Genomic DNA, 25,666 nt, shown 5'->3' with positions numbered 1-25,666 from the left:
CTTACCACCATTGTCGGGCCACTTGCCAGTGCACCCTGGGGGCACCGGGCCACAGCTGCCCATTCCATTCCCACAAGGCGAAGGTTTGCGGGTCTCGCCATAGGGTGGCTTCTGTCTGACTGCCATCGGTCCAGGTCAGGCGCTGCTCGCAGGGTTGCAGCAAGCGGTTTCCCATCGGCAACGAGCGTTGGGAGGGTTCCCCGCAGTGCAGCTGGCCGCCGGCGACATCGCTGTGCAGTTGCCCCTGGGTGCCGCGCCAGCGCAGCGTGATGCGAAACGGGGCAGGCGAGGCCTGCTGCCAGGGTAGCGTTGCTGAATCGTACCGGGTGGAAAGCAGCTCCTGCTCCAGGCCCGTGAAGGTCATCAGCGCATCGTCCTGGAAAGTCAGCAGCAAGCCCTCCCGGGAAGGCCAATAGCTGAAGCCTCCCTGCTGCGCTCCCATCACCATCAAGCCACGTACATCACCGGCTTTGATGGCCAGGCTGGCGTAGGGAATGTCCCGGGCCTGGTCACCGAGAGACTCCGAATTCGGGAGTAAAGCCTGCAGCGAGGCGCCAAGAGGCGTCAGCCCATCGCTGGCGCACCCGGCTTGGCTTGCCAGCAGAAGGAACAACAAGACCGCCCGCAGGCGGCCCTGAAAAAGTGCTTGCTGATCCATGCTTAGCGTGTGCCGGTGGTGCCCGTTGTGCCAGTTGTACCAGGCGCGCCGCTTCCGCCATCGCTACCACTTGCCGCTACTCCGACACCGACTGCAACCGCTGTGGCAACACCAATCCCAGCCACTGCTGCCGTTGACAGTCCAGTAGCCGTAGCAATACCCGCCAAAGGCCCGGTGGATGCCGCGGCTCCAGCGGCACCTGCACCAGCGCTGCCAGCAGCTGCACCAGCGCTACCTGCACCGGCGGCCTGTGAGCCAGCGGCTGCTTCGGCAGCGCCCTGGGCGAGTGCGAGGGGGGCGGCCAGCATGCTGGAAATGGCCAGTACTGCCACGCTTTTCTTGATCATCGAGTAGCTCCCTGTGTGTATGAACAATGCTCTCAGCTTGCTTTTTTTCGTGCGGTATGTTTCGCAGTGTTACTGAAGTTGAGAGCAAAAATCTTACCTCGTTCCGTGCCTCTTTGGTACTGCAATGATGAGCCTAATCACAACAAAGACTGGCAGGAAAGTAAGACATTTCTCAAGTGTTTGTAAGATATTTCCTACAACCAAATAATTGGTCGAAATCAATCGTTATCATGCTCCAAGTCAGACTTTCTTCGTTGTGTCGCGTCAGGCTCTGCGCTAGCATACGCGGCTTTGCAGCACCAAAAGCAAAGTCAACTTCGGCACAATTCAATAATAAACCATCTATAAACAGATACTTAGCCTGTGGGCTGAGTGTTCTTCGCGTTTGCTCAAGCCTGGCCTCGGGGATGTGCCACTTCACCCTGGGGCGGTAGCGTGCCTGCACGAGCGCAACGTCCTGTCGCGGCATGCCGAATTTCAATTAAACGGAAAATTGACCCTGAATGAGAGTTCAATCGCTCGCCACCGCACGTGGTGATAAAATCGGCACAAAACGTCATTTGTGCACAGTCATGTCGCTCTTCCTGGTCCTGCTGTCGGGCTGTACCACCTTCGATACTGACAAAAGTTCACAAGATGGCGGGGCTTGGCAGAGCCAGGAGCAGCGCATGCTGGACGAGCGCATTTCGAGCTACCTGGAGGGGGCCGGCACCGGCGCCGTTTACCAGCCTGACGCCAGCCCCTGGGGAAGCGGAGTGATGCTTACCGTGGAAGAGACGTATGTGGCGGCCAGCGGGCGCCCGTGCCGGCAGCTTCAGGTCACCACGGGCCAGGGCGAGCGCCAGGTGCTGGCCTGCCGCGCCAATGACACGCGCTGGGCGGAAGTCCGCTCGCTACGGTAGCCGCAGCTTCGCTGGCTGCATCTTCTTTCGCCGTAACCCTTCAATGGTAAGACCGCAAATGTCACCATCCTTACGAATCCTGACCCTTGGCGCGCTGCCTGCCCTGCTGCTTGGCGTGTCGTTCGCCTTGAGCCAACCTGCCCAGGCCCAGAACCTGGGAAGTGCCAGCTTCGGTGACATCAGCGAAGCGCGCGATCAAGCCCGGGCGGCACAGCAGCAGAGCGGCCAGGCCGAGGCCGATCAGGCGGCACGCAACCGCTCCACGGTGCGGCAGCCCGGCATGCATGGGCCGGTAAGCCCCGAAGAGGAAGCACAGGGCGACATCCTGCCCTTTGGTGCCGACCTCTTCACCGGCGGCTTTCGCGGCATGCGAGGCGACGGGCTGAATCCGCAGTACCGGGTGATGCCCGGCGATCAGGTCATCCTGCGCCTGTGGGGCGCCGTCGAACTCGACCGCGTCATTCCCGTCGATGCCCAGGGCCAGCTGTTCATTCCCACCATTGGCCCGGTGCCAGTGGAAGGGGTCAGCCACGGAGAGCTGGATGGTCGGGTCAAGCAGGCCGTGCGGCAGGTCTACCCGGAGAATGTCGAGGTCTACACCAACCTGCAGGGGGTGCAGCCCATCGGCGTGTTCGTGACCGGCTTCGTCGACAACCCCGGCCGTTATGCCGGGGTGCCAAGCGATGCGCTGCTCTATTTCCTCGACCAGGCCGGCGGCATCGACGAGCAGCTCGGCAGCTATCGCAGCGTGCGGGTGATGCGCGGCGAGCGCGAGCTGCTGCGCGCCGACCTCTACGACTTCCTGCTTACCGGTGAGCTGCCCCGGCTGCAGTTCCAGGATGGCGACACCATCGTGGTCGAGCGTCGTGGCGATACCGTCACGGTGGAAGGCGACGTGCGTCGCCCCTACCACTTCGAGCTCAAGGGCGGCACCCTTTCCGGCCAGACCGTGCTCGACCTGGCGCCGCTTCAGGCCGGGGTTTCCCACGCCCTGGTGCGCGGCGGGCGCACGGGCGGCCCCACCGCGGATTACCTCGCGCTGGATGACTTCAGCCGTGTGCCGCTGCGCGACGGCGATCACGTTCAGTTCAGTGCCGACGAGCGCACCACCAATATCGTGGTCGAGCTGGAAGGCTCCTACCGGGGGCCCTCGCGCTTCGTGCTGCCCAAGGACGTCACCCTGCAGGAACTGCTCGACAATATTCCGGTGGACGCCAACCTGGCCGATACGCAGAGCGTTTCGCTGCGACGCGAAAGCGTGCGGGAGCGACAGCAGGAATCCCTGGAGGAGAGCCTGCGCCGGCTCGAGACCACCTACCTAAGCGCCTCCTCCTCCACCCCGGAGGAAGCCACCATTCGCGTGCGCGAAGCCGAGCTGATCAGCGAGTTCGTCGAGCGGGCCAGGGAAGTGGAGCCCAACGGTCGGCTCGTCGTCGCCCACGATGACGTCATTGCCAACGTTCGGCTGCAGGATGGCGACGTCATCACCATTCCCCAGCGCTCCGATGCGGTGCTGATCAGCGGCGAGGTCGTCGTGCCGCAGTCGGTGGTGTTCAGGCCGGGCGAGCGGGCGCGCGACTACATCGAGCGTGCCGGTGGCTTCACCAACAACGCCGATACTCGCAACATCCTGGTGGCCCGCGCCAATGGCGAGGTGCGTCAGGCCGGTGACGTGACGCTGCGCGCCGGCGACGAGATCCTGGTGCTGCCCAAGGCGCCCACCAAGAACCTGCAGCTGGCTTCCACGATCAGTCAGATCCTGTTCCAGATCGCCGTTACCACCCGCGTCGCGCTGGATCTGTAATGCAGCCAGGGCAGGGCACCTATCGCTCGCGTAGCGCCTTTCGCGTCACCTGGAGCGTGTGGCGGGCGATGTTCCTGCGCGAGGCGCTGGGGCGCATCACCGGCGACCGCTTCGGCTGGTTCTGGATGTTCCTCGAGCCCATCGCGCACGTGCTGCTCATGGTGGCGGTGCGCGAGCTGCTCGGCCGCATGCGCTTCATCGTCAACGCCGACTTCATCCCCTGGCTGATCGTTGGCCTGATGACGTTTTTCCTGTTTCGCGAAGGGGTGACCCGCGGCATGAACGCCATCGAGGCCAACCGCGCGCTGTTCGCCTACCGCCAGGTCAAGCCCGTCGATCCGGTGCTGGTGCGCGGCTTTCTCGAAGGCATGCTCAAGAGCCTGGTGTTCATCCTGCTGCTGCTCGGCGCCACCTTTCTCGGCCTGGAGGTGCTGCCGTTCGACCCGCTCACCGCGCTGTGGGTGTGGGCCTGGGTGTGGCTGCTGGGCCTGGGCCTGGGGCTGGTGCTCTCGGTGTGCGCGGCGCTGGTGCCGGAAGTGGCCAAGGTGGTGCGCATGATCATGTTCCCGCTCTACTTTCTCTCGGGCGTGATGATCCCCCCCTACTTCCTGCCCCATGCGCTCCAGCAGTACCTGCTCTACAACCCCATTCTGCATGGGGTGGAGCGCATGCGGCTGGCCTTCTTCGAGGGCTACCACACCATCAACGGCATCGACCTGCTCTACCTGCAGCTGTGCACGCTGTGCACCATCGCCCTGGGCCTGGCCATGCACCAGCGCTTCGCCCAGAAGGTACTGGCCAAATGATCGAGATTCGCCACCTCTACAAGCGCTACCACGGCCACCACGGCAGCCAGGGCTGGGTGCTGGAAGACATCGACTTCACCATCCCGCAGGGTGTCAGCGTGGGCATGCTGGGGCGCAACGGTGCCGGCAAGTCCACCCTGCTGCGGCTGATCGGCGGCATGGACACCCCCGACAGGGGCGAAATACGCCACCACTGCCGGGTCTCCTGGCCGATCGGCCTGGGCGGCGGCTTCCAGGGCTCCATGACCGGCCGCCAGAACGTCAAGTTCGTGGCGCGCATTCACGGCGGCGAGCACGACATACCGCGCGTGACCCGCTTCGTCGAGGAGTTCGCCGAAATCGGCCCCGCCTTCGACCGCCCCGTGCGCACCTACTCCAGCGGCATGCGCTCGCGGCTCGCCTTCGGCCTGTCGCTGGCGTTCGATTTCGACGTCTACCTCTCCGACGAAGCCACCTCGGTGGGCGATGCCGCCTTCAAGGCCAAGGCCACCCAGGCCTTCAAGGAGCGGGTGGGCAAGGCCAGCATCGTGATGGTGTCGCACAGCGTGGGCATCCTGCGCGACCTGTGCCAGGCCGGGGTATGGATCGAGAATGGCAAGGCCACCTGGTACGACGACATAAACGAAGCGATCGACGCCTACCACGCCAGCATCGGCAAGCGCCCCGAGCCCAGGAAAACCCGGCCCGAGAACACCCAGCCAACGCCGCAAGCCAAGAGCAACGACTAATGCGTTTCGTGAAATCCCTGCTTCGCCGCCACCCCTACTGGCTCGTGGCCCTGCTGTTCATCCTGGGTTCCACCCTGTACTGGGGAGCGATCGCCTCCGACCGCTACGTCTCGGAAAGCCATATCGTGCTCGACAGCTCCGAGGTGCGGCTGGACAGCTTCAACATCGCCTCGCTGATGTCCGGCGCCGCCGGCTCCAAGGACCTGCTGTTGCTGCGCGACCACCTGCGCTCGGTGGACATGCTGCGCAAGCTCGATGCGGCGCTCGACCTGCGCAGCCACTACGCGCAAGAGCACATCGACCCGCTCTCGCGGCTGAGCCGTGCCGATGTGCCGATGGAAAAATTCCACCGCCACTATCTCAAGCGGGTCGACATCATCTTCGACGAGTACGCCAACGTGCTGCGCATACGTGCCCAGGCCTACGATCCGGAAACCGCCCAGGCAATCGCCAGCCTGCTGCTGCAGGAGGGCGAGCGTCACATGAACGACATGGGCCAGCGCCTGGCCGAAGAGCAGGTGCGCTTCATCGAAGGGCAGGTGGCCACCCTGGAGGAGCGACTCGACGAACATCGCGATGCCTTGCTCGCCTTCCAGAACGAGCACGGCCTCGTCTCGCCTACCGGCACCGTACAGAGCCGCAGCGAAGTGATCGCCCGGCTGGAAGGGGAACTGGCCGTGTTGAGCGCACGCCAGTCGTCGATCAGCAATTACCAGAGCGAGCGCTCTGCCGAGATGCTGCGCGTGCGCCAGGAGATCCAGGCCCTGGAACAGCAGGTGGAACGCGAGCGCGGGCGCCTGGCCAACAACAACGGCGCCATGGCGCTGAATCGGCTATCGGCGGAGTTCGAGACCCTGCGCATGCGAGCGGAATTCGCCACCGAACTCTACTCCAACGCCATTGCCGCCCTGGAAAGCACCCGGGTGGAGGCCGCGCGCAAGATGAAGCAGGTCTCGGTGCTGCAGATGCCCACCTTGCCCGAATACTCGCAGCAGCCGCGCCGGCTCTACAACATCACGCTCTATACCCTCCTGGCACTGCTTGCCGCTGTCATCGCGCACCTGATGGCAGCCATCGTTCGCGACCATAAAGATTGAGCCTGCGTCAAGCGCAGGCCGGTGGCCACTTACGCATGGCCTGAATAGAAAAGCGATTCACGTAGGGAACGCGAAGAACAAATGTCTATCCAGCCGAAGACCTTCCTGGTCACCGGTGGGGCCGGTTTCATCGGCTCCGCCGTGGTCCGCGAGCTGATCGCTCGCACCCCCCACCGCGTCGTCAATCTCGACAAGCTCACCTATGCCGGCAATCTCGCTTCGCTGGCAAGCCTTGCCGACAGCCCGCGCTACACCTTCGTGCAGGCCGACATCTGCGATGCCGTGGCACTGCAGGCAGCCTTCGAGCAGCATCAGCCCGATGTGGTGATGCACCTGGCAGCCGAAAGCCACGTGGACCGCTCCATCGACGGCCCCGCCGAGTTCATCCAGACCAACGTAGTCGGCACGGCCGTATTGCTTGAGGTGGCGCGCGCCTACTGGAAGGCCCTGCAGGCCGCCAACCCGGGCAAGGCCAGCGGCTTTCGCTTTCACCATATCTCCACTGACGAAGTGTACGGCGACCTGGATGAGCAAGCAGGCCTGTTCACGGAAACCACCCCCTATGCACCCAACTCGCCCTATGCCGCGAGCAAGGCCGGTTCCGACCACCTGGTGCGCGCCTGGCAGCGCACCTTCGGCCTGCCCACCCTGGTCACCAACTGCTCCAACAACTACGGGCCCTATCACTTCCCCGAAAAGCTGATTCCCTTGATGATCCTCAATGGCCTGGCGGGCAAGCCGCTGCCGGTCTACGGCGACGGCCAGCAAGTGCGCGACTGGCTCTACGTGGAAGACCACGCCCGCGCGCTGATCCAGGTCGCCACCGAAGGCAAGGTAGGGGAGACCTACAACATCGGCGGCCATACCGAGAAGACCAATCTGGAAGTGTTGCAGACCCTCTGCGACCTGCTCGATGAGCTGGCGGGCACGGCGCACCTCTCCCCACGAGGCTCGCATCGCGAACTGGTCACTTTCGTTGCCGACCGCCCTGGGCACGACCGGCGCTACGCCATCGATGCCGGCAAGATCGAGCGCGAGCTTGGCTGGCGCCCGCGGGAAACCTTCGATACCGGCCTGCGCAAGACCGTGCAGTGGTACCTGGCCAACCGTAGCTGGTGGCAGCGGGTGCGCGAAGACCGCTACCAGGGCGAGCGACTGGGGGTGGCGATATGAAGATCCTGCTGACAGGCGGTACCGGCCAGGTGGGTTTCGAACTCCAGCGTAGCCTGGCCCCGCTGGGGCGAGTGATCGCCCCGGTGCGCGCAGAACTCAACCTGGCCAACCTCACCCAGGTGGCAAGCTTTCTGCGCCACGTGGAACCTGATGTGATCGTCAACGCCGCCGCCTGGACAGCCGTGGATGCCGCCGAAGAACATCCGGCGCAGGCTCAAGAGCTCAACGCCGAGCTGCCCGAGCAGCTGGCTTCCTATGCACGCAAGAATGGCGCCTTGCTGGTGCACTACTCCAGCGACTATGTCTATGCCGGCGACAGCGAGCAGCCCTACAGCGAAGAGGAAGCCTGCCTGCCGCTTTCGGTCTACGGCAGAAGCAAGCTGGATGGGGACCAGGCGATTCTCGACAGCTGCTGTCGCCACCTGATCTTTCGCACCAGCTGGGTCTACAGCGAGCGGGGGCGCAACTTTCTCAATACCATGCTGCGTATGGGGCAGACCCATGACGAGCTCGAGGTCGTCGACGATCAGGTGGGTGCACCCACCAGTGCCAGGCTGATCGCCGACACCACCGCCCTGGCACTCACTCCGCTGGTCTCCCCCCGCGGCTCGTCGCTGGAACAGGGCATCTACCACCTGGCGGCGCGGGGCAGTACCAGCTGGCACGGCTTTGCCCAGGCGATATTCCAGCATGCCGACTCACGCGGGCTTCGCCTGCGCATCCGCCCGGAACGGGTGAGGCCCATCTCCACCACCGACTATCCCACGCCAGCCGAGCGGCCGCTCAACTCCCGGCTCGATGTGAGCCGGCTGGAAAAGGCCCTGGGGCTGCAGATGCCTGCCTGGGAGAAAGGGCTCAGAGCCGTACTCGACAATCACCCCGTGTTCAACGGCTCACCCCATGGTGCCCCTCCTCCGGAGCAACGTCATGCGACGTAAAGGCATCGTACTGGCCGGCGGGGCGGGCTCGCTACCTGACTGCAACTCTCTGTAGAAATATGGGAATACTTCCGTTACGGCGTTTGGCACGATATAAACAGTTTGAGGATTGTGCTTTGTTTTCTAGAAAAAAAGGTCCGCTGGGGAAAGAGGTTAAGAGCTTCATAGAATCAAGGCTGAGAAGCTGGCTCGGCAAAAAAAAACCTCAAGGGGAGAAGTATCCCTATGACGTTCATGATCCCTTCTTGGCATTAGGTGATAAGTCTGGATATGAAAGTCTGTATTTGGTTGGAGATAGCTGGTTAGACAATCCAGAACATCCGATTATTGTTGTCATTGGTTGCAATGACTGGAAGTTCGGCTTCGTGGCTGACTACCTGCCAGATTACCGTGTGGCTTTCTTACCTAGGAAGAAGGTGGGTTTTAGCGCAATTAAGCTGTTCTTTCGGCTTAAAGTGAAGCCAGCAGTGGTTCTTGTTTGGGGCTATACTGAAAGCAAGCTGCTTAGCCGCTACCTAAAATTAGCCAGATATCCAGTCTGGCGTATAGAAGATGGATTTGTACGTTCTGCTGAGCTAGGAGCTTCCCACGCGACGCCATACTCATTGGTGATCGATAAAACTGGATTTTACTACAACTGCTATCAGCCATCCGATATCGAAAATGTTCTTAATTATCATGACTTCAATGCTGACAGAGAGTTGCTAGAAAAGGCAGCGTTTGCTCTCGAAGAGCTAAAGGCGTTGAGGCTGTCAAAATACAATCTTCCCGCGATTAACGAAAGAAGTGGCGTAAAGCTTAAAAAACGGGTGATTGTCATTGGTCAGGTGGATGCCGATGCCTCTATCAGGTATGGAAATCCCGATGGCTGGACCAGTGAAGACCTAGTGAAACTTGCTTATTACGAAAACCCTGATGCGGAAGTAGTATACCGCCCTCATCCTGAGGTATACAAAGGCTTCCAGAAAAGCGCATTCAAAAAAAAGCGTGTAGAGAAGTTTGCAAAGATAGCATCTCCTGAAGAGGGGGGGGTTGATTTTATAGAAAGTTCTGATCATGTTTACACGATTACTTCTCTGACAGGTCTTGAGGCGCTGATAAGAGGAAAGAAAGTTACCTTGGTAGGTGCTCCTTTTTATTCGGGCTGGGGTTTGACCGATGATCGGGTCAAGATAGAAAGGCGTGGTAGAAACCTTTCCTTAACCGAGCTGTTTTTGGCTTCCTATATTCTCTATCCAAAGTATTTGGCCAATTTGTCGGACTCTTTCGTTGGCTTGATGGCTTCTTGTTATCGAATTTCAGCTGAGAGAGAGTCATTAAGCTTGACTTCTTGGGATAAGAACGAAGGCTTTGGTAAGTATTTTATGATGCCAAGCTTTCAATGGCCAGCTGCTTTTTGGGTGGCAAAGAAAGCCGCAGAACCTGGTTTTGACATTAAAATATTGAAGTTGTGTGACCATCGTGTGGTTCTTGGGAGTTTTAATGGGGATGTCTACTCGAAAATTATCCCTTATTTTATCTTGGGGAGTCTTTCTGGAGATAAGGCGAGAGACGCCTATCTGGGTATTTTAAGAGGCTTTGTTGATGCGGACCTATTCAACGAGATACTGGTGTTTTTAGAAGCCCAATATCCCGGTGATTACCTCTTGAAGCATTGGGTGTGGCTGTTTTCTATCAAAGATGATTTTCATTCAAAGCACCTGGAAAAAAGATTGGCTTCAACCTGGCCAGGGATTGTTGGTAAGAAAGCACAGTATTCTGGAGGTAGGGGTATAAATAAAGAGCCTCTTCGTTTTGTTGATCTGAGAGAAGATAAGGAAGCATGCGCTACGGCTATTAATATTTATGAGCAAATGATTGATTCAAGGGACTTTGATGGGTTTCTTGATATGGCAAAAAAATTGCTTATTTCTGGAGAGGGTTTCTGTAAGGTCATTAAAGGGCTGGTTATTTATTCCAATATTTGTTTCGATTATAAGTCTTCGGCAAGTTTTTCTTTGCTCATCCAGAGCGCCGATATTTTCCTGGGCAATAGGTTTGGAGTTCTGTCTGAGTTCAGGTCCTACAATAGCTGCTCTTATGACAGAAATCGGCATCTTCAGGTGTTGAGTAAGCTTATAATATTTAGGCCTGATAAATTGATTTTTGCGCTTAATGATGTGGAAAAATTTGATGGCTTGTTTTATTCTTTTGATAGGGACGTTGTTTTATCGCAATTAAGGCTTTGCGCTATTCCTAGCGCTATGCTTGTTCAGGCGTATATTGATTCGGAAGAATTCACTAAGTCTGAGCATCTTGCAAGGAGATTGGTTGCTTCTCTTGATGACCCATCAGAAATGGATGTTATAAGGCTTTCTCAAGCGCTCTCCTACAATGGGAAGTTGGAAGAAGCGCTATCTGTCATGAAGTCTGTTCGTAGTAGGGGGCTGTCTGCTATGAATGTAGTTGAATCGATGAGGCTTTTTGTATTAAAGGGTTTGTACGCAGAAAGCCTCGATCTTATGAATAAGGCACTTTCTCAGAAAATTGATATTGGTGAAATGCATAGAAGGAAAGCTTATTTTGGCAATGGCATGATTTGTGAGGCATTTGAAACTTTCACCGAGATCGGTATACGTTGCTCCGTTGAGAAGTACTATAAGTCAAAATACTATAATTTCGACTCCCCCCTGGGGGTAGAGGAAAAGGTCTTTCTCCTGGCGATATTTGGTCCTGGAGATGAAATTCGATTTGCGTCTATTTACAATAGTATTGTAAGCCATCTTGGTGCTAGTAATGTTGTCATTGCCTGTAGCCCGCGCCTAAAAAGCTTGTTTTCTAGGTCATTTCCTGGATTGAGGTTTGTTCCTGTCGAAAGGCCAAGAAATAGCGATAGAATTGATCTTGAAAATTATACTCGTGTCCCTGGCTCTGATATTATTGGCGTTGTTGACAATGTTGCTGCTGATGAGGTTGCTGAGTCTGACAAGGTGCTTTTTGTCACGGATCTTTTGCATCGTGTCTTGCCAAGTAAGGATGAGTTCCCTGGGATTGCTTATCTCTCACCAGATCCTGTTTTGGTTAGAAGATTCCAAGAGAGGCTGAAAAAATACAAAGGTAAAACTCTTGTCGGAGTGTCTTGGAGAAGCAGCCTAGCTACCAGTGCTAGAAATGAGCACTATTTATCCATTGAGCAGCTCTCCAAAATTTTCGACATTGAAGGCGTTCAGTTCGTCAACTTTCAATACGATGAGTGCCAAGAGGAACTTGACTGGGTTGAGGCGAGATTTCCTGGAAAGCTGATTGATTTCGAGGATGTGGATCATTATAACGACTTCGAGAGTGTTGCTGCATTGATGAGGTGTATGGATGTCATTATTTCTCCAGCAACGACGGTTGCTGAGCTGGCTGGTGCGCTTGGCTGTGAAACGTTGATGTTTTCTAATTCTTCAGAGATTGACTGGCGAAAGAAGGATAGGGCGGGTTGTGATATTTGGCATAATTCTATGGAGATAGTGGATGTTAAAGAGAAAGGGGATAAAGTTCTTCTGGTTGAAGAGTTAAGGCGCAGGCTGATGTTGCGTATTAATTCTGTTGCTAGCGTCGAGTCTCTCGAAGCTTGATGTCGTCTTATTGCTATGGGGGTGGTATGTTCAGTGGATCTACAGTGTTGGTGACTGGTGGTACTGGTTCTTTTGGGCATAAGTTTGTCCCAATGCTTCTTGAGAAATACAATCCTAAAAAAGTCATCATTTACTCCCGTGACGAAATGAAGCAGTGGGAGATGGCTAAGAAATTCGAGGGTGACTCCCGCGTGCGCTTCTTCATCGGTGATGTGCGCGACCGCGAGCGGGTTTATCGGGCCCTGGATGGCGTCGACTTTGTGGTGCATGCGGCGGCAACGAAGATCGTTCCCACCGCAGAGTACAATCCTTTTGAGTGCGTCAAGACTAACGTGCATGGCGCCATTAACCTGATCGATGCTTGCATCGACAAGGGCGTGAAGAAAGTGGTGGCACTTTCCACCGATAAGGCCAGCAGCCCCATCAACCTGTACGGCGCCACCAAACTGACCTCCGACAAGTTGTTCGTGTCAGGCAACTCCTACGCTGGTGGACATGATACTCGCTTCGCGGTAGTGCGCTACGGCAACGTCATGGGTTCGCGGGGCTCGGTGATTCCGTTCTTCATGTCGATCCGCGACAAGGGCGTGTTGCCGATCACCGACGAGCGCATGACCCGCTTCATGATCAGCCTTGAACAGGGTGTTGAGCTGGTGTGGCACGCCTTCGAGGACATGGAAGGTGGCGAGATCTATGTCAAGAAGATCCCCTCCATGAAGGTGACAGACCTGGCCCGGGTCCTCGCCCCGGAGGCCAAACAGGAAGTGGTGGGAATTCGCCCGGGGGAGAAGCTGCACGAGCAGATGATCGGCGCCGAGGACGCCTACTACACCTACGAGTACCTTGAGCACTACAAAATCCTGCCGGCCATCAACAACTGGGACAAGGACGCCAACCGCATCAAGGATGGCAAGAAGGTTTCGGAAGGCTTCGTCTATGCCAGCAACAACAACGACGATTGGATGAGTGACGAAGCGCTACTTGCCTGGATTGACCGCCACTATTATGAGATCGGTAAGATCTGATTATGATTCCCTACGGTAAACATGATATTAGTCAGCTAGATATCGATGCGGTCCTTACTGTGCTGAAGTCGGATTTTCTGACCCAGGGCCCCATGGTGCCGCGCTTCGAGCAGGCGGTAGCAGAAAAGGTGGGCGCTCGTCATGCGCTGGCGGTCAACAGCGCCACCTCTGCGCTGCATATCGCCTGCCTGGCGCTGGGCCTGGGGGAAGGCGACTGGCTGTGGACCACGCCGATCACCTTCGTTGCTTCCGCCAACTGCGGCCGCTACTGCGGTGCCCGGGTCGATTTCGTGGATATCGACACGCGCACCTATAACCTCTGTCCGCAAGCGCTCGCTGCCAAGCTTGAACGGGCCGAGACGGAAGGGCGCCTGCCCAAGGTGGTGGTGGCGGTGCATCTCTGCGGCCAGCCCTGTGACATGCAGGCGATCCATGCCCTGGGCCAGCGGTTCGGCTTCCGAATCATCGAGGATGCCTCCCACGCTATCGGCGGCAAGTACCAGGGCGACTACATCGGCAGTGGCCGCTACAGCGATATCACCGTGTTCAGCTTCCATCCGGTGAAGATCATCACCACCGCTGAAGGCGGCATGGCCCTGACCAACGACGATGCTCTTGCCCAGCGCATGGACCTGCTGCGCAGCCACGGCGTGACCCGGGATCCGGCGCTGATGACCCATGAGGCCGATGGCCTCTGGTACTATCAGCAGATCGATCTCGGCTACAACTACCGCATGACCGAGTTGCAGGCGGCCCTGGGGCTCACCCAGCTGGAGCGCCTGGACGACTATGTGGCACGGCGCAACGCCCTGGCCGAGCGTTACGATGCCGCCCTGGCCGAGCTGCCCGTGACCACGCCCTGGCAGCGCCCGGACAGCGTCTCTGGCCGTCACCTCTACGTCATCCGCCTGAAGCGAGACCGGGTCACCCCGACCCACCGCCAGGTGTTCGAACGTCTGCGCGAGCAGGGCATCGGCGTGAACCTGCACTACATCCCGGTGCATACCCAGCCCTACTACCGGGAGTTCGACTTCAAGTCAGGCGACTTCCCCGCCGCGGAAGCCTATTACGCTGAGGCAATTAGCCTGCCGATGTATCCCACCATGACGCACGCCCAGCAGGATGAGGTGGTGAGGGCGCTGACTAACGCCCTGGAGGTTACATGACACCGGCGGCAGGAGGGCAGGCCATCGCGGTCATCCCCGCCCGTGGCAGCAGCAAGCGCATTCCGCGCAAGAACATCCGCGAGTTTGCCGGCAAGCCCATGATCGCCTGGTCGATCGAGGCGGCACTGGCCAGTGGCTGCTTCGCCCGGTTGATCGTCTCCACCGACGATGACGAGATCGCCGCAGTAGCTGAGGCTTATGGCGCCGAGGTGCCGTTTCGCCGCCCGGCCGCGCTCTCCGATGACCATACCGGCACCCTACCGGTCATCGCCCACGCCATCGACTGGCTGGGCGAGCAGGGCGAGGCGCCTGATGCGGTCTGCTGCCTCTACGCCACGGCGCCGTTCGTGCAGGCCGAGGATCTGCAGGCCGGGTTTCGCGCCCTGCAGGCAAGCTGTGACGTCGACTACGCCTTCTCGGTGACCAGCTACGCCTTTCCCATTCAGCGTGCGCTGCGCCTGACCTCGGAAGGGCGCGTGGCCATGTTCCAACCCGAGCACTTCCACACCCGATCCCAGGATCTGGAGGAGGCCTGGCACGATGCCGGCCAGTTCTACTGGGGTCGCGCCGCCGCCTGGCGCCAGGGCACGCCGATCTTCAGCGAGCGTGCCGTGCCGGTGACGCTGCCGCGCCATCGCGTCCAGGATATCGACACGCCGGAAGACTGGCAGCGCGCCGAATGGCTGTTCAAGGCGTGGCAGGCCCAGCAGCAGGGCGGTTGGGCATGAGCGAGGCGCCGATACCCTGCCAGCTCCAGGGGCAGATGGTCGCCTTTCGCGCCGACGCCTCGCTGGAGATCGGCAGCGGCCACGTCATGCGTTGCCTGACCCTCGCCGATGCCCTGCGGGCCCAGGGCGCCCAATGCCACTTCTTCTGCCGGGAGCACCCGGGGCACCTAGGCGAGCTGATCGAAGCCCGTGGCTACCCGGTCCATCGGCTAGCGCAGGAAGCGCGCGACACCGACACAGCCGTGACGCCTGGCACCGAGCCTGAGCCTGCCCATGCTCACTGGCTGGGCGCGAGCTGGGACGAAGACGCCGCATCCTGTCTGCCGCTCCTGGCCGAGCTGGCCCCCGTCTGGCTGGTGGTAGACCATTACGCCCTGGATCATCGCTGGGAAACGGCGGTGCTCGATGGGCTTCTCGGCTCAAGGCCGCGCCTGCTGGTGATCGACGACCTGGCGGATCGACGCCATGTCGCCGATCTGCTGCTTGATCAGAACCTTGGTCGCCAGGAAGAGGACTATCGTGGCCTGATACCTGAACGGTGCCAGGTGCTTGCCGGCCCCCGCTATGCACTATTGCGCCCCGAGTTCCGCGAGTGGCGCGAGGCCAGTCTCAGTCGACGCGCTCGCGCCCCTCAGTTGCAGCGCCTGCTGATCAACCTCGGCGGCGTGGACAAGGATAACGTCACCGGCCAGGTGCTGGACGCCCTGAGTGGCTGCGACCTGCCGGCTGACCTGCAGATCAGCGTGGTGATGGGTGCGGCTGCCCCCTGGCGCGAGTCCGTCACGGCTCAGGCCAAGAAAATGCCCTGGCCCACCGAAGTGGTGGTCAACGTCAGCGACATGGCCCGACGCATGGCCGAGGCGGACCTCGCCATCGGAGCCGCCGGCAGCACTTCCTGGGAGCGCTGCTGCCTGGGCCTGCCCACCTTGATGGTGGTGCTGGCCGATAACCAGCGCGAGATCGCTGACGCCCTTGCCGCAAACGGCGCGGCGCTGCCGCTGGAGCCGGCGGATCTCGAGGCATCGCTGGCCGGCCAGTTGGCCGTCCTTGACGCCCCCGGCGCACTCACAGCGATGAGCCAGCAGGCGGCGGACCTGGTAGACGGGCAGGGCATAGCCCACGTGCTGGCCGCGCTGCAGCCAACGGGCAGCTGCCGGCTGCGGCCCATGCAGGTCCAGGACCTCGAGCGCGTGCTGGCCTGGCGCAACCATCCCGAGGTGCGCCGGCACATGTATACCCAACGGCTGATTACCCTGGAGGAGCACCGCGGCTGGTTCGTGCGCGTGAGCCAGGCGCCCCAGCGCCACCTGCTGATCTACGAGCAGGAGGGCGAGCCGCTGGGCTTCGTCAACCTCAACGTGGTGGACGCCGCAGCAGGGCGCGCCGACTGGGGGTTCTACCTCGCCCCGGAGGCCCCCCGTGGCAGTGGCCATGGATTGGGGCAGTGCACCCTGACCTATGCCTTCACGACCCTGAAGCTGCACAAGCTGTGTGGCGAGGTCCTCGCCGACAACTCACGCTCTCAGCGCTTCCACGAGCGCCTCGGCTTTCGCCGCGAAGCGACTCACCGCGACCACTTCCATGACGGCAACACCTATCACGACGTCATTGGCTTCGGCCTGCTGGCCGAGGAATGGCGCGACTCACAAGGAGCCGATACCCCATGACATCGCCCTGGATCGAGATTGACGGCCGCCGCATCGGCGACGGCCATCCCCCCTACATCATTGCCGAGCTGTCGGCCAACCATAACGGCAAGCTGGAAACGGCCCTGCGCATCATCGAAGAGGCCGCCAGGGCCGGCGCCGATGCCGTCAAGCTGCAGACCTACCGCCCCGATACCATCACCCTGGATTGCGACAGCGACGACTTCAAGATCAAGGGTGGGCTGTGGGACGGACGCACCCTCTACGAGCTCTACGAAGAGGCCCACATGCCTTGGGAGTGGCACCAGCCGCTCTTCGAGCATGCCCGCAAGCTTGGTATCACCATCTTCAGCTCCCCCTTCGATACCACCGCGGTGGACCTGCTCGAAGAACTCGGTGCCCCGGCCTACAAGATCGCCTCCTTCGAAGCGGTCGATCTACCGCTGATCGAGTACGTGGCCAGGACCGGTAAGCCGATGATCATCTCCACCGGCATGGCCGACGCCGAGGAGATCCAGGAAGCCATCGACGCCGCGCGCGGCGCCGGCTGTGAGCAGCTGGCCATCCTGCACTGCGTCAGCGGCTACCCGGCCCCGCCAGAGGACTACAATCTTCGCACCATTCCCGACATGGTCGAGCGCTTCGGTCTGGTCACCGGACTTTCCGACCACACCATCGATAACACCACCGCCATTACCAGCGTTGCGCTGGGCGCCAGCCTGATCGAGAAACATTTCACCCTCGACCGTAACGGCGGCGGCCCCGACGATAGCTTCTCCCTGGAGCCGGCCGAACTCGCCGCCCTGTGCCGCGATGCCAAGACCGCCTGGCAGGCCCTCGGCCAGGTCGACTACGGCCGCAAATCTAGCGAGCAGGGCAATGCACAGTTCCGCCGCTCGCTGTACTTCGTGAAAGACATGAGGGCAGGGGAGGTGATTACCGCAGATGCAGTGAGGAGCGTGAGGCCAGGGTATGGCTTACCACCCAAAGAGCTTGACAACATTCTGGGAAAGAAGGTTGCACATGTAGTGGAATCCTGCAGTCCTGTGACGATATCTAGTCTAAATAGCGCCTGAATGTACCTTTTGAGTATCAATAATGTGTGGAATTGTCGGCGCCGTGGGCGCAACGGAATGTACCCCCTTTCTTCTTTCAGGCCTGAGAACTTTGGAATACCGCGGCTACGACTCGGCGGGGCTGGCACTGCTGGATGCCTCCGGTGCCCTGGTGCGGGCCCGGGCCAAGGGGCGGGTGTCGGAACTGGAACGCCGCGTGGCCGAGCAGGGCGTGGCGGGCCGTGTGGGCATCGCCCATACCCGCTGGGCCACTCATGGTGTGCCGGCGGAGCGTAACGCCCACCCCCACGTTTCCAGGGGCCTGGCGGTGGTGCATAACGGCATCATCGAGAACTACGCCGAGCTGAAACAGCAGCTGCAGGCCCTGGGCTATGCCTTCACCTCGGATACCGATACCGAAACCATCGCCCACCTGGTTCAGGCCTGCCTGGCCGGGGGGAATGCCTTTGCCGATGCCCCCGCCGCGGATCTGTTTGCCGCAGTGCGCTGTGCCGTGGCGCACCTGGAGGGCGCTTATGCCTTGGCGGTTGTGCGGGAGGAGGAGCCGGGTTGTTCTGAAGAACCGTGCCTGATCGTCGCCCGGGAAGGCTCGCCGCTGATGCTGGGCGTGGGCGAGCAGGGCCACTATGCCGCCTCGGATGCCTCGGCGCTGCTCTCGGTCACCCGCCGGATGATCTACCTGGAGAACGGCGACGTGGGCCGCCTGACCCGGGAGGCCATCGAGCTGATCGACGGCCAGGGCCAGCCGGTGGCGCGCGAGGTCGTCACCTCCAGCCTCTCGGCGGATGCGGTGGAGCTGGGCGACTATCGCCACTACATGCAGAAGGAGATCTTCGAGCAGCCCCAGGCGCTGGGCAACACCCTGGAGATGCTGGGCGGGGCAGGGCGCCTGCAGCCGGGCATCTTCGGCGCGGACGCGGAGGCGATCTTCGCCGAGGTGGATGCCGTGCTGATCCTCGCCTGCGGTACCTCCAGCTACGCGGGGATGACCGCCCGCTACTGGATCGAGCAGCTGGCTAACCTGCCCTGCAGCGTGGAGATCGCCAGCGAGTACCGCTACCGCCACTCGGTGGCCAACCCCCGCCAGCTGGTGGTGGTGATCTCCCAGTCCGGGGAAACCGCCGATACTCTGGCCGCGCTGCACCATGCCAAGGCTATGGGCCATACTCGAACGCTTGCCATCTGCAACGTGCCGGAGTCCGCCATCGTGCGCGAGACGGCGCTGCGCTTTATCACCCGGGCGGGGCCGGAGATCGGGGTGGCCTCCACCAAGGCCTTTACCACCCAGCTGGCCGCGCTGTTCCTGCTGACCCTGCTGCTGGCCAAGGCCAATGGCCGTCTGTCGAACGAGAGCGCCAATGATGGAGTGGACGACTCACCAGAGCAGGCCTTTCTCACCGAGCTGCGCCATCTGCCGGTGGCGGTGGAGAAGCTGCTGGCCCTGGAACCCGAGATCGAGGCCTGGGCCCAGCGCTTCGCGCACAAGCAGCACGCGCTCTTCCTGGGCCGCGGGCACCACTACCCCATCGCGTTGGAAGGGACGCTCAAGCTCAAGGAGATCTCCTATATCCACGCCGAGGCCTACCCGGCCGGCGAGCTCAAGCACGGCCCCCTGGCCCTGGTGGACGCCGAGATGCCGGTGGTGGTGATCGCCCCCAACGACGAGCTGCTGGAGAAGCTCAAGGCCAACATGCAGGAGGTGAGCGCCCGGGGCGGGCAGCTTTATGTGTTCGCCGATGGCTGTTGCGGGTTTGAACAGGGCGAGGGGGTGAATCTGATTCGTTTACCCGAGCACTACGGCTTGCTCAGCCCGGTGCTGCATGTGGTGGCGCTGCAGCTGCTGGCCTACCACGTGGCGCTGGTGAAGGGCACCGATGTGGACAAGCCCCGCAACCTGGCCAAGAGCGTGACGGTGGAGTAAGGAGGAGGGGTGACCTCGCTTCACGCTTGTGAGTAGTTGTGAGGAGTGAGCGCCCTTCGGGCTAGTGAGGGAAGAGGTGCTACCGCTATGGGTTAAGAGGCCGAGCCTAACAGCAGCCATTGAGCCGCGACTGCGCCAGGCCGATTCGCTGCCGCCGGGGCCTAGCGGCGAGCGGGTGCAGGTGGTCGTGCCGATCTATTCTGCGACTGAACCGGCGGCGCAGCCGGGCGGGGTGGCCGATCACCTGCATTCTCGCCTGCCGGGTGGTGCCCCCGGCTACTGCGATCGCGCCGTGCTGGCCCAGGAGCTTTCCGCGGTGACGGCGGCATGCCTGGTTACCCGGCGCGACCTCTATGCGCAGTTGGGTGGCCTGAACGAAAGCTACCTGGCGGTGGCCTTCAACGACGTCGACTACTGCCTGCGTGTGCGCGAGGCGGGCTGGCAGGTGCACTTCACCCCCATGCCGAGCTGTATCACCTGGAGTCGGTATCCCGGGGCAAGGACGACAGCCCCGAGAAGCGGGCCCGCGCCGAAGCCGAAGCGGCCTACATGCGCCGTCGCTGGGCGCAGGTGCTGGAGCACGACCCGTTCTACAACCCTAATCTCAATTACCGGCGTCCCGACTTTACCCTCGGCCATGCGCCGCGTATGGAGCCGCCATGGAAGTGATAACGCCGCGGCAGGCGGTTGCCGCCGCGCGCCGTATCGTCATCGTGCAGGAACGCCCCAACCCTTCGAAGGATTTCTTTGTCGATCCCCTGCTGCATGGCTGCACTGCCGAGGTGGTCGTTCGCGGTTTCGATGAGCCATTGCCGGGCGAGCTGTTGAAAGGCGCCCTGGTGATCCTGGTGCGCTATGTGCCGCCGGCCTGGAAGAAGCTGTTGGAAGCGCACCGCCACACTCTCGAGGGCCTGGTGCTGTTCATGGATGACGACCTGCTGGATCTGGCGGCATCGCAGGGGCTGCCGTGGCGCTATCGCTGGAAACTGGCCCGGCTGGCGGGGCTGCAGCGCAACTGGCTGCGCGGGCAGCGGGTCGCGCTTTGGGTCTCCACGCCGTTCCTGGCGCGCAAGTATGCCGAGTGGCGGCCTGGCCTGCTGCAGCCGGCCGCCTGGGCCCCGCCGACTCGCCCGGTGAGCTTGTTCTACCACGGCAGTGCCTCCCACGGCGACGAGATCCGCTGGCTGCGTGAGCCGGTGGCTGAGGCGCTGCGCATCGAGCCCAGGCTGAGCTTCGAGATCATCGGCGACCAGCGAGTCCAGCGGCTCTACGCCGGGGTGCCCCGGGTCACGGTGGTGCGGCCCATGGCCTGGCACGCCTACCAGCACTTTCTCCTGCAGCCGGGGCGGGATATCGGGCTGGCGCCGCTGGTCGACAACCGCTTCAATCAGGCGCGCTCCTACACCAAGTTCTTCGATATCAGCCGCGCCGGCGCGGTCGGGCTGTATCCCCGGGGCAGCATCTTCGAAGAGGTGGTGCAGGACGGAATCAACGGCCGGCTGTTGCCCATGGAACCTCAGGCCTGGTGCCGGGCGATTCTCGAACTGACAGGGAACTGCCGTGAGCGAACCCGCCTGTCGCATGCCGCCCAGGTGGGCTGCACGAAACGGCAGGTGGGCGCATGATCCTGGTGGTGGGAGGGTGCGGCTATGTCGGCACCCATGTGGTCAAGGCGCTGCTGACGGCGGGCCATCAGGTGACGGTGCTGGACGATCTCTCATCCGGCCAGGCCGAGCTGTTGCCGGGTGGCGAACTGGTGCTCGGCGACATGGGCGATCGGGCCTTGCTGGACGAACTGCTCGGTTCACGCCGGGTTCGCGGCGTAGTGCATCTGGCTTCGCTGCTGAATGTCGCCGAGTCGGTGGCGGACCCGGCACGCTACTACCGCAGCAACACCAGCAAGAGCCTGACGCTGCTCGAGGCGATGGTGGCGCATGGCGTGCAATCGCTGGTGTTCTCCTCCAGCGCGGCGGTGTATGGCGAGCCGGTGGGCCTGCCTATCGGGGAGCACCATCCCTGTCGCCCCATCAACCCCTACGGCGCCAGCAAGTGGATGGTCGAGCGCATGCTGCAGGACTTCTCCTCGGCCTACGGCCTGGCTTCGGTGTCGCTGCGTTACTTCAACGCCGCGGGGGCCGACCCTCAGGGGCACATGGGCGAGTGCCACGAGCCCGAGACGCACCTGATTCCGCTGGCGATACAGGCGGCCCTGGGCAGGCGTCCCGCCCTGGTGCGCTATGGGCGGGACTACGCCACCGAGGATGGCACCTGCATCCGCGACTTTGTCCATGTGGAAGACCTGGCCGCCGCGCACCTGAAGGCCCTGGACTATCTGTGGCGGGGCGGCGAAAGCGCCGCTTTCAACCTGGGGAGCGGGCGTGGCTACAGCGTGCAGGAGGTGCTCGACAGCGTTCGGCGGGTGACCGGCTGTGCGGTACCGGTTCGCGATGCGCCACGGCGGGAGGGCGACCCGGCTCGGCTGGAGGCCGATATCGGCCTCGCCCAGCGTGAGCTGGGATGGCTGCCGCGCCGTTCCGAGCTGGATACCATCGTCAGGGATGCGTGGCGCTGGGAGATCAGGCGCCGCGAGGTCCGCCAGGGCAGGCCGTGACTACCTAAACGCCGGCACCGCAACCGCCGGCGCGACATGACACCACATCGCCATCCAAGGAAAACCGTTTGTCCAGTAAGCCCCCTCTCTACCTGGCTGCCACGCCTGCCTTGCTCCGTACCCCGCATCTCGAAATCCTGCTTGAGGCTCGCCTGCAGCTGGTCCGCGGCAACCTGCGCGACCGGCTCCGGCCACTGAGCGAAATCCCCGAGGCGGTGCTGGCCTGGGGACGCAAACCCTCAGCAAGCAGGGCGGAGCGGCTGGCGAAGACCCGCCAACTGCCGCTGCTGCGCGTGGAAGATGGCTTTGTCCGCTCGCTGGGGCTGGGGCAGGATTCGCCGCCGCTCTCACTGGTCGTGGATGAAGAGGGCATCTATTACGATGCCTCGGCGCCTTCGGCACTGGAGGAACTGGCTCGCCAGCCGCTTACGGAAAGTGAGACCCGGCGGGTACAGGCGCTGGTCAGGTTGTGGCGTGAGTGCCGTGTGTCGAAATACAACCACGCCCGCGAGAGCGTCGAGGGCTTGCCGGCGCGCTATGCGCTGGTGGTGGACCAGACCCGGGGCGACGCGTCGATTGGCTTCGGCCTGGCATCGGCCGAGGCCTTCGAGCAGATGCTCGAGGCGACATTGGCCGACGATCCCGAGCGGCAGGTGGTGCTCAAGGTGCACCCGGAGGTGGCGGCGGGGCGCAAGGCCGGCCACTTCGACCTGGCGACACTGCAACGCCAGCCGCGCGTCCGGGTGGTGGCCGATGACGTGCATCCCGTGGCGCTGATCGAAGGGGCAGAGTGTGTCTACACCGTCACCTCGCAGGTGGGGTTCGAGGCGCTGCTGTGGGGCAAGCGTGTGCACACCTTCGGCATGCCGTTCTACGCCGGCTGGGGGCTGACGGCGGACAGGCAGCCCGCCCCCCAACGGCGGCGTTCGATAGCGCTGGCGCAGCTGGTATTCGCGGCCCTGGTGCGTTACCCGCGCTATGTCGACCCGGAAACCGGCCGGCGCTGCGAGCCGGAGCGGGTGATCGAATGGCTGGGCCTGCAGCGCCGGATGCGCGAGCGTTTGCCGCCGCGCATGGTGGCGCTGGGCTTTGCCCCCTGGCGTCATGCCACGGTGCGCCGGTTTACCGCCGGCAGCCGGCTGCGCTTCAGCCGCAGGCCGGAGAGCGTGGCCCCGGGGGAGGCGGCGCTGGTGTGGGGCTACAAGCCCATGGCCGAGCGGCTGCCGGCTGGCACGCCCGTGCACCGTATCGAGGATGGCTTCATTCGTTCGGTGGGCCTGGGGGCGCACTTCGCCACGCCGCTCTCCTGGGCATTCGATCGCCAGGGGCTCTACTACGATGCCACGCGGGCGTCGGACCTGGAGGGGCTGCTGCAATGCGGGATCGAAGACCCCGAGCTGTTGGCACGGGCGGCACGGCTGCGCGAGCGCCTGGTGAACTCGGGCATCACCAAGTACAACGTGGGCCAGGGAAGCTGGCGCCGCCCGGCGGGCGACAAGCGGGTAATCCTGGTGCCGGGGCAGGTCGAGAGCGATGCCTCGCTGGCCTATGGGGCATCGGGGTTGTGCCGCAACATGGAGCTCCTGCAGGCGGTGCGCAAGGCCAACCCCGAGGCCCACCTGCTCTACAAGCCTCACCCCGATGTGGTGGCTGGCGCCCGGGTGAAGGGCCAGGGCGAGGCGGGAGCCGAGGGCCTTTGCGATGAGGTGCTGGCCGATACTGCCATGCACCAGCTGCTGGACCAGGTAGACGAGGTGCACCTGCTCACCTCGCTGACCGGCTTCGAGGCGCTGCTGCGGGGCAAGCGGGTGGTGTGCTACGGGCAGCCCTTCTATGCAGGCTGGGGCCTGACCGAGGATATCCTGCCTCATCCTCGTCGCCGGCGCCGCTTGAGCCTGGATGAGCTGGTTGCCGGGGCGCTGATCGTCTACCCCACCTATGTCAGCCGTACCACGGGGCACTACACGACCCCCGAGCGCGTGCTCGACGAACTTGCCGAATGGCGTGCCAGCGACAGCGGCGAACCAGGCTTGAAGCAGCGAGGCGTGCAGTGGCTGTTTCGCCTGCTGTTCGGGCTGAAGTAACTCTCACCAATTAACACCTCAATTGCACGATAAACCGCTACCCGACAAGGCTATCTTAGGCTCTGGCGGTTCTGTCGCTGGGTTAGGCTGCGGGCCTGCCTAAGGATACTTCATCTTCATGCCGATCAAGACGCTTGCCATCATCACCAGCCAGGCCTTCTCGCTGGTGAATTTTCGTGGACCGCTGATTCGAGATCTGGTGGCCCACGGCATTCGTGTCTATGCCCTGGCGCCCGACTACTGCACAGAGGTGCGAGAAAAGGTCATGGCGCTGGGTGCCGAGCCCGTCGATATCTCGTTGTGCAATACCGGCATGAACCCCTTCAGGGATCTGCTGGATACGCTCAAGCTTGCGCGGCTGCTGAAGCGCATTCGGCCCGACGCCACCTTTGGCTACTTCATCAAGCCGGTGATCTACGGGGCCTTCGCCTCGCGCCTGGCAAAGGTGCCGCGCCACTATTCGATGGTGGAGGGCCGCGGCTACGTCTTCGAAGGTCACTCGGAAGAACTGGGGCTTGGGCGTCGTATCATGCGGCGCGGCGTCACGGCCCTGTATCGCCGCGCGCTGGCGCTTAGCGACTGCACCATCTTCCTGAATCGTGACGACATGAACTTCTTTCAGCTCAAGCGCATGGTGACCAACGACCGTGTGGCGCGCATTCATGGGATCGGGCTGGACCTCGCGCATTTCATGCCGTTAGCGCCTCACCGCGAGCCGATCCGCTTCGTGATGATTTCACGCATGCTGACGGCCAAGGGGGTGTACGAGTTCGTCGAGGCGGCCAGGCGGGTCAAGGAGGTACGACCGGAAGTGGAATTCTGCCTGGTGGGGGGAACCGACACCCACGACCGCTCGGTGCCCCGCCAACAGCTCGTTGCCTGGCGCAAGCAGGGCTTGGTGGAGTGGGTGGGACACTCTCGCGACGTGCGCTATTGGTTGGCCAGGGCGAGCGTCTACGTGCTGCCTTCCTGGTATGGCGAAGGGGTGCCGCGCGGCAACCAGGAGGCCATGGCCATGGCACGCCCGGTCATTACCACCGATTGGGTGGGCTGCCGCGATACGGTCGTGCACGGCCATAACGGGTTGCTGGTGCCCCCCAAAGACCCCCAGGCCCTGGCCAGTGCCATGCTGCATTACGTGGAGCACCCGCAGGCGATCGAAGAGCACGGACGACATGGTAGAAGCATGGCGGAGCGGCTCTACGACGTGCGCCAGACCAATAGCCGGATCTTTGCTGCCATGGGGCTGGTGCGACACCCTTCACGCTGTGGCGGCGCCAACACGAAAGAGGCGGCGGCGGAGCGGCACGACCTGCTGACCCTTTCATGACCCCACAAGGACCGCCCGACCTCC

20 protein-coding genes are annotated in these 25,666 nt (G+C 61.9%); 18 read left to right on the top strand and 2 right to left on the bottom strand.

What is annotated here, in order from left to right:
- Position 1: 1 nt before the first annotated feature.
- Both DIS04_RS12335 and DIS04_RS20465 read right to left on the bottom strand, forming a co-directional pair.
- Positions 2-658 (bottom strand): YjbF family lipoprotein, encoded by a 657-nt coding sequence (locus DIS04_RS12335; protein WP_111414087.1) that lies wholly within the window; start codon positions 656-658, stop codon positions 2-4.
- A gap of 519 nt (positions 659-1,177) precedes the next feature.
- Positions 1,178-1,450, bottom strand: a complete 273-nt coding sequence (locus DIS04_RS20465; RefSeq protein ID WP_162623053.1) for a hypothetical protein — start codon at positions 1,448-1,450, stop codon at positions 1,178-1,180.
- Positions 1,451-1,577: 127 nt separating this feature from the next.
- Here DIS04_RS20465 and DIS04_RS12325 point away from each other — a divergent pair, with 127 nt between their 5' ends.
- From DIS04_RS12325 to DIS04_RS12235, 18 genes are all read left to right on the top strand, one after another.
- Complete coding sequence (locus DIS04_RS12325; protein ID WP_162623052.1) at positions 1,578-1,907, top strand: DVU3141 family protein; 330 nt, start codon at positions 1,578-1,580, stop codon at positions 1,905-1,907.
- Positions 1,908-1,965: 58 nt separating this feature from the next.
- Complete coding sequence (locus DIS04_RS12320) at positions 1,966-3,711, top strand: polysaccharide biosynthesis/export family protein (protein WP_111414085.1); 1,746 nt, start codon at positions 1,966-1,968, stop codon at positions 3,709-3,711.
- Positions 3,711-4,517 (top strand): ABC transporter permease, encoded by an 807-nt coding sequence (locus tag DIS04_RS12315; RefSeq protein ID WP_111414084.1) that lies wholly within the window; start codon positions 3,711-3,713, stop codon positions 4,515-4,517. The genes DIS04_RS12320 and DIS04_RS12315 overlap by 1 nt, the downstream gene beginning before the upstream one ends.
- Positions 4,514-5,245 (top strand): ABC transporter ATP-binding protein, encoded by a 732-nt coding sequence (locus DIS04_RS12310; protein WP_111414083.1) that lies wholly within the window; start codon positions 4,514-4,516, stop codon positions 5,243-5,245. The genes DIS04_RS12315 and DIS04_RS12310 overlap by 4 nt, the downstream gene beginning before the upstream one ends.
- On the top strand, positions 5,245-6,342 hold the full coding sequence (locus DIS04_RS12305) for a KpsE/RkpR family capsule polysaccharide export protein (protein WP_218938163.1): 1,098 nt from the start codon (positions 5,245-5,247) through the stop codon (positions 6,340-6,342). Before DIS04_RS12310 ends, DIS04_RS12305 begins: the two co-directional genes overlap by 1 nt.
- Positions 6,343-6,423: 81 nt before the next feature.
- The gene (rfbB, locus tag DIS04_RS12300) at positions 6,424-7,515 is read left to right on the top strand and encodes a dTDP-glucose 4,6-dehydratase (RefSeq protein ID WP_111414082.1); all 1,092 of its coding nucleotides are present in this window, start codon (positions 6,424-6,426) and stop codon (positions 7,513-7,515) included.
- On the top strand, positions 7,512-8,453 hold the full coding sequence (gene rfbD / locus DIS04_RS12295) for a dTDP-4-dehydrorhamnose reductase (protein ID WP_111414081.1): 942 nt from the start codon (positions 7,512-7,514) through the stop codon (positions 8,451-8,453). The genes rfbB and rfbD overlap by 4 nt, the downstream gene beginning before the upstream one ends.
- Before the next feature lie 83 nt (positions 8,454-8,536).
- On the top strand, positions 8,537-12,055 hold the full coding sequence (locus DIS04_RS12290) for a capsular polysaccharide export protein, LipB/KpsS family (RefSeq protein ID WP_162623051.1): 3,519 nt from the start codon (positions 8,537-8,539) through the stop codon (positions 12,053-12,055).
- Between the two features lie 26 nt (positions 12,056-12,081).
- Positions 12,082-13,080, top strand: coding sequence for a UDP-N-acetylglucosamine 4,6-dehydratase (inverting) (gene pseB, locus DIS04_RS12285; RefSeq protein ID WP_111414080.1), 999 nt, complete (start codon positions 12,082-12,084; stop codon positions 13,078-13,080).
- A 2-nt stretch (positions 13,081-13,082) separates the two neighbouring features.
- Complete coding sequence (gene pseC / locus DIS04_RS12280) at positions 13,083-14,246, top strand: UDP-4-amino-4,6-dideoxy-N-acetyl-beta-L-altrosamine transaminase (protein WP_111414079.1); 1,164 nt, start codon at positions 13,083-13,085, stop codon at positions 14,244-14,246.
- Complete coding sequence (gene pseF, locus DIS04_RS12275; protein ID WP_111414078.1) at positions 14,243-14,974, top strand: pseudaminic acid cytidylyltransferase; 732 nt, start codon at positions 14,243-14,245, stop codon at positions 14,972-14,974. The genes pseC and pseF overlap by 4 nt, the downstream gene beginning before the upstream one ends.
- Positions 14,971-16,641, top strand: coding sequence for a UDP-2,4-diacetamido-2,4,6-trideoxy-beta-L-altropyranose hydrolase (gene pseG / locus DIS04_RS12270; protein WP_111414077.1), 1,671 nt, complete (start codon positions 14,971-14,973; stop codon positions 16,639-16,641). The genes pseF and pseG overlap by 4 nt, the downstream gene beginning before the upstream one ends.
- Entirely contained in the window at positions 16,638-17,696 is a 1,059-nt protein-coding gene (gene pseI, locus DIS04_RS12265) for a pseudaminic acid synthase (protein ID WP_111414076.1), read from the top strand. Before pseG ends, pseI begins: the two co-directional genes overlap by 4 nt.
- A gap of 22 nt (positions 17,697-17,718) precedes the next feature.
- Positions 17,719-19,617, top strand: a complete 1,899-nt coding sequence (gene glmS, locus DIS04_RS12260) for a glutamine--fructose-6-phosphate transaminase (isomerizing) (RefSeq protein ID WP_111414075.1) — start codon at positions 17,719-17,721, stop codon at positions 19,615-19,617.
- Positions 19,618-20,276: 659 nt separating this feature from the next.
- Entirely contained in the window at positions 20,277-21,242 is a 966-nt protein-coding gene (locus DIS04_RS12250) for a glycosyltransferase family protein (RefSeq protein WP_179951268.1), read from the top strand.
- Positions 21,239-22,228, top strand: a complete 990-nt coding sequence (galE, locus tag DIS04_RS12245) for a UDP-glucose 4-epimerase GalE (protein WP_111414073.1) — start codon at positions 21,239-21,241, stop codon at positions 22,226-22,228. The genes DIS04_RS12250 and galE overlap by 4 nt, the downstream gene beginning before the upstream one ends.
- A gap of 68 nt (positions 22,229-22,296) precedes the next feature.
- The gene (locus DIS04_RS12240) at positions 22,297-24,312 is read left to right on the top strand and encodes a capsular polysaccharide biosynthesis protein (protein WP_111414072.1); all 2,016 of its coding nucleotides are present in this window, start codon (positions 22,297-22,299) and stop codon (positions 24,310-24,312) included.
- 118 nt (positions 24,313-24,430) lie between these two features.
- The gene (locus DIS04_RS12235) at positions 24,431-25,642 is read left to right on the top strand and encodes a glycosyltransferase family 4 protein (RefSeq protein ID WP_111414071.1); all 1,212 of its coding nucleotides are present in this window, start codon (positions 24,431-24,433) and stop codon (positions 25,640-25,642) included.
- The last annotated feature ends 24 nt before the right edge of the window (positions 25,643-25,666 follow it).

Origin of the sequence: Billgrantia lactosivorans (genome assembly GCF_003254665.1) — a bacterium.
Classification (GTDB): Bacteria; Pseudomonadota; Gammaproteobacteria; order Pseudomonadales; family Halomonadaceae; genus Halomonas; species Halomonas lactosivorans.
Note: the sequence above shows the minus strand (reverse complement) of the source record. Positions and strands in the feature narration are given on the sequence as shown.